This window comes from Azonexus sp. (assembly GCF_036170495.1).
Lineage (GTDB): Bacteria > Pseudomonadota > Gammaproteobacteria > Burkholderiales > Rhodocyclaceae > Azonexus.
This window is the reverse complement of record NZ_JAVHPH010000162.1, coordinates 1-4,728: the sequence shown is the minus strand read 5'-3', so window position 1 is coordinate 4,728 and position 4,728 is coordinate 1. Positions and strand designations below refer to the sequence as shown.

Annotated in this window: 6 protein-coding genes; 5 read left to right on the top strand and 1 reads right to left on the bottom strand. The window is 62.2% G+C overall.

Going from position 1 to position 4,728, the window contains the following annotated elements; all coding sequences use genetic code 11:
* A partial coding sequence (locus tag ADADOO_RS05090) for a ribulose-bisphosphate carboxylase (protein WP_511275566.1) occupies positions 1–1,031 on the bottom strand: 1,031 nt, incomplete at its 3' end.
* Positions 1,032–1,381: 350 nt separating this feature from the next.
* On the opposite strand from ADADOO_RS05090, the gene ADADOO_RS05085 reads away from it, so the two are divergent.
* The 5 genes from ADADOO_RS05085 to ADADOO_RS05065 all read left to right on the top strand — a co-directional run.
* Positions 1,382–1,660 (top strand): DnaJ domain-containing protein, encoded by a 279-nt coding sequence (locus ADADOO_RS05085; protein WP_511275565.1) that lies wholly within the window; start codon positions 1,382–1,384, stop codon positions 1,658–1,660.
* The gene (locus ADADOO_RS05080; protein ID WP_511275563.1) at positions 1,657–2,208 is read left to right on the top strand and encodes a hypothetical protein; all 552 of its coding nucleotides are present in this window, start codon (positions 1,657–1,659) and stop codon (positions 2,206–2,208) included. Before ADADOO_RS05085 ends, ADADOO_RS05080 begins: the two co-directional genes overlap by 4 nt.
* Before the next feature lie 41 nt (positions 2,209–2,249).
* Positions 2,250–3,011, top strand: a complete 762-nt coding sequence (locus ADADOO_RS05075; protein ID WP_511275561.1) for a hypothetical protein — start codon at positions 2,250–2,252, stop codon at positions 3,009–3,011.
* 2 nt (positions 3,012–3,013) lie between these two features.
* Positions 3,014–4,261 (top strand): hypothetical protein, encoded by a 1,248-nt coding sequence (locus ADADOO_RS05070; RefSeq protein WP_511275560.1) that lies wholly within the window; start codon positions 3,014–3,016, stop codon positions 4,259–4,261.
* Between the two features lie 148 nt (positions 4,262–4,409).
* A partial coding sequence (locus tag ADADOO_RS05065) for a DUF2242 domain-containing protein (RefSeq protein ID WP_511275558.1) occupies positions 4,410–4,728 on the top strand: 319 nt, incomplete at its 3' end.

Genomic DNA, 4,728 nt, shown 5'->3' with positions numbered 1-4,728 from the left:
TCGATGATGTAGGCGCAGGCGCGGTCGTCCTTGTCGCCTTCCATCTTGCCGTAGCCCATGGTGCCGACGTGGATGCCGGAAGCCCCTTGCAGACGCGACATCTTGGCCAGCACGTAGGCGGTGTAGCCGCGCTTCGACGACGGCGAGGTGATGGCGCCGTGGCCGGCCCGGTGATAGTGCAGGTACTGGTTCGGGTATTGCCGGCGGGCGGTGGTGATCATGCCCGGGCCGCCGACGTAGCCATCGACCAGGAAGGCCAGCTTGTCGGCATCGGGGCCGAAGGCGGCGAGGGCGAAATCGGCGCGGGCGCACATTTCGAAATGGTCGTCGGCCGTGATGTTCATCGAGAACAGCTTGGCTTCGCCGGTTTCGTCCATCGCCCGTTTCATCGCGTCGTAGACCAACGGGATGGTCTGCTTGAGCGGCGCGAAAACCTGGTTGCCCTGCGGCTCGTCGTTCTTGATGAAATCGCCACCGAGCCAGAACTCGTAGGCGGCTCGGGCGAAGGGTTCCGGGCGCAGGCCGAGCTTGGGCTTGATGATGGTGCCGGCGATGTAGCCGCCGTCTTTCACCGGTCGGCCGAGGATGCGCCAGAGGTCGGCGATGCCCTTGGCCGGCCCGTCGAATAGCTCGATGGCGCGGCGCGGCACGTAAAAATCGACCAGCTTGGCGTATTCAATATCGCCCATGCCCTGGTTGTTGCCGATGGTCAGCGTCAGGAAGGAGGCCATCATTATGCGGCCGTCGGTCATGTTGCGGTCGAACAAGTCAAGCGGGTAGGCGATGCGCGTGTCCTCGGTCGCCTCGTCGATGTCATAAACCAGCGCATCGACGCCTTTGGTGAAGTCGTCGGTGGTGCTCACCTCGACGTTGGTGCCGGTCGAAGACTCGGCGGCGAAGTGGGCGGCGGCTTCGAGATAGCCGTGGCCGGCCTTCGGCTTCATCTTGTAGGCGCAGAGGATGTGCCGGCCACCGGCGATCAGTTCGGCTTCGGTCAGGCTGAGGTCGGCGTAGCGGTTTGACTGGTCCATCGTCTTGTCTCCTGGGTTATTCGTCGGGGAAAAACTATGGACTGAATGCTAGGCGTGGCTATTGATAAATAATAGTCACGTGTTTTTATTCGATGCTTAAGTGATTGCTGAATTGTTCACTCCCTCCCCTTCAAGGGGAGGGCCGGGGTGGGGATGGGTTAATTCATGCACGATCCTGCAATTTCAGACCCCATCCCCCACCCAGCCTCCCCCTTGAAGGGGGAGGAGTCGAAGTGCACGCGCTGGCTCTGGCTCAATTCGCACGGAAAACGGGAGGATGTGCGGAGTGGCGTAAAATGGCGGGCTAATCAGGGCACCAACGTGCCAGCCTGACCACTGACAAAGGGACTATGAAAGACTATTACGGCTTGCTCGGCGTCTCGCCCGACGCGACCACTGAGCTGATCAAGACGGCCTATCGCAAGAAGGCGGCGCAGTTTCACCCTGACCGCAACCCGGCGCCCGATGCGGCGGCCAAGTTCCGCGAGGTGCAGGAGGCTTACGAAGTGCTGGCGGATGTTGATCGCCGCAAGGTTTATGACGAGACGCGACGCTCCAGCCTGATCGATGACCCCCTGGCCGTCGCGCGCGAAGTCTGGTCCAGCCATTTAGGAAAAATGCAGCAGTGAAAAAATCTTATTACTTTGCCGAGCTGTCATCGTCGTACGACGCCGAAATCCAGGATCTGCTCAACGATTCGGAAGGCAAGTCGGCGCTCAAGGCCCGGCTCAAGGAAAAGCGTCAGGAACTGGCGTCCATCCTGCCGATGATCGAATTCGCCCCGGAGATGGTCGTGCCGGTGTTCTACGACGCATTTTCCGTCGCCAACCCGAAGGCGATGACGGCGGTGGTCGGCTGTGAGCCGGACGACGGCGATTTCCCCGGCTGGGACGCTGTTTCCCCGCTCGTCACGGTGGCCCCGTGGGCGGCGCCTTATGTGACGGCCGTGTTGGCCGAGCGGGCTGGCGACGACTTCATGGTGACGGCCGCCTGCCTGGAATTCATCCGCCAGTTTGACCACAGTGCACCGCCGGTCGCCGCCGACGGTGACGAGGATGCGGACAGCGAGCCCAGCGATGACGATGACGGCCGCGACGATGACGGTGGTGAGCGCGACCTGGCCGAAGCCGGCGATGACTGGCTGGGCGAACAGGGCTTCGATTCGCTCAAGTCCTGACCCCCGGCCCGCAGAACACGATCCATTTAATAAGGCAAGACATGACGCATCCCGTTGTACTCAAGACATCCCAGCTCATTCTGGCCGGCGACCTCAAGGGCGCCGAAACGGCGCTGGCCAACATCGCCGACAGCGAGGGCGACGACGCCCTGGTCGAGGTCATGAACGATATTGCGCCGAAGGATTTGCTCGCCGTCATGCGCGGCTTCGATGGCTCCAGGCAGTCGGTCGTCAACATGCTCGTCACGCCCGAGCAGTTCGCCCGCGCCGTCATCCTTGAAACGCGCTACCGCGACCAGACGCACGCCGCCCTGCACGGCATGATGAACGCCGTGCTTTACCGCGACGAGGAGATGACCGCCGAGTATCTAGAGGCGATCGGCGAGATTGATGGTGGCTACGAAGTGCTGGCCAATTATTTCGCCGAGCGCGACGACGAATTGCTGGCTTTCGCCATGTCCGGCGTCTTCTCGGAAGACTTTGATGCCGAGCACGCCCATGAATCAAAGTCGATCTCGTGGCTTAACGAAAAGATCGAAGAGATCGACGAAGCCCTGCATGAAGGCAACTCCATCGCCGGTTCGCGCCCCAAAGTGCCGCGTTCGGAGATCGCCGACCACGACTGGCAGGAAACCGCCTGGGTGCTGCGCTACGAGTTGTCGGACATTTTCGAGCAGATCGTCATCACCCTGCGCGACCGCCTGCAGCACCGCATCGAGGCGCTCGAGGAAGGCGAAGCCGAGGATAGCAAGCCGAAATCCGCTCCGGCCGCGGCGGTGGATGACGAGGAATCGGCGCTCTAAGGATGGCGGCAATCAACAACTCCGTTGCGCTCGTCGATGATCGGCCATTTTTCGAGAAAGCCGTCCGCTACGGGCTCGAGCACGGCATCCTGACGCGCGAAACGATGGCCCGCATCGAAGCCGATGCGCCCAAGGGCATCGTCCAGATTGCCGACCATTTCGGTACCGCCTACCTGCGCACCGATCTCGAAAGCGCCGTGATGCGCATGGCCAACCTGATCAGCCTCTATCTCGAAGATTTCTCGAACGGCGACCTGCGCGCCGCCGCCATGTCGCTGCGCGACAACACGCTGCTCTCCCATTCGCGCGGCGGTTCGGAAATGCTCAAGCGCCTGCACGCGATGCCCGGCGACACCAGCCTGCATGCGCGCAAGGTGGACGCGCCGGGGCAGAAAATCTTCGTCAACGAGCGCAGCTTTGCCTTCCCGCTCAGCGTCGCCCGCTACCGGGCACAGGTCGCGCAATGCCAGGCCAACCAGATGCGCATCGATTTTGCCCGCTGGCTGGCCCGGCAACTGAACACCCGGCCGGAAGAATGCGAAGACTACAGCGCCGAAGAAGTCATCCGTTCGGCCATGCTGCTTCTCTACGTCGGCGCCACAACGCTGGAAATGCCGTCGAAGCGTGAGTTCGTCCAGCTCGTTGAGGCGCTGCGCAAGAAAAGCTTCAAGCCCAAGCCAGCCACCGTCGATGCCTTCCTGCGCGAAGCGCCGACCGCCTTCCAGGATATGACCCGGCAGGCCATGCAGGGCTTCATCGATGACGCCCTGCCGCGCCTCAAGTCGCCGGAAAAATCGCCCGACGAAATTCTCCACGCCGAAGCCCAGGGCGCCTTTTTCGTCCGCGACCAGCCGGAAGAAGACGTCGTCGCCTACGACCGGCTCGTCGCCAAGGAATGGGTGCGCATCACCAAGGGCGACGCCGACGATCCGGCCGTGCTGGCGACCATTTTCCTCAACGTCGCCACCGGCCATCCGGCGAAGGCCGCCGCCCTGCTCAAGGAGGCGAAGAGCATCATTGCCACCTTCCGCACCCAGGGTTTCGACAGCAAGGCGGTGCTCGCCTTTATCGACGAGCATGCCCCGTTCGAGCAGCGCGAAGACCTCAAGCTGATGTGGTCGCAGGATTTGCAGCCGGACGCCGAAATCCATCTCGCCGACAACGACCCGCAGATGCCGGACAGCCACATGGATCGCGCCTTGAAATATTTCCGCCAGAATTGCGTGGCGAACTGGAAGGGCAGCCGCTAGGGAGGTTGCCACACCCCAAGGGTGCTTCCTTCGGGGCGCGGTCAACCGGGAAAAACGGCCAAAAATGAAATGGCTTGGCAAATGCCCAAAACCATCCCCCGCGCGCTTGCCACACGGCTGACCCACAAATTCCTTAAAATAAGCAGCCATGAAATCCCCGCTCATCTCGCTGTGCCGTTCCCTCACGCTGGCCGCGCTCGCCAGCCTGAGCCTGAGCGCCTGCCTGGCGACGAAAGCGCCGCGTTCCTACCAGTCCGAGGCCTTCTCCAGCGAGACGCCGTTCCAGTATTACAGCAACCGGGATGCTGAAGCTGCCTGCGAAATCGGCAAGCGCGCCCTGCTCAGCCAGGGCTATCAGATCGACGAAGAAAAACCGCAAAGCGTTCGCGGCGAAAAGTTTTTCCGGCCGCGGCCCGACGAGGCAAACCGCCTGAGCATCACCCTCGTCTGCCTGCCGAGCAGCCTCG

Excerpts from the sequence above, each read along its gene's own strand:
- ADADOO_RS05070 (WP_511275560.1), top strand. The coding sequence starts at position 3,014 with ATGGCGGCAATCAACAACTCCGTTGCGCTCGTCGATGATCGGCCATTT.
- ADADOO_RS05075 (WP_511275561.1), top strand. The coding sequence starts at position 2,250 with ATGACGCATCCCGTTGTACTCAAGACATCCCAGCTCATTCTGGCCGGC.
- ADADOO_RS05085 (WP_511275565.1), top strand. The coding sequence starts at position 1,382 with ATGAAAGACTATTACGGCTTGCTCGGCGTCTCGCCCGACGCGACCACT.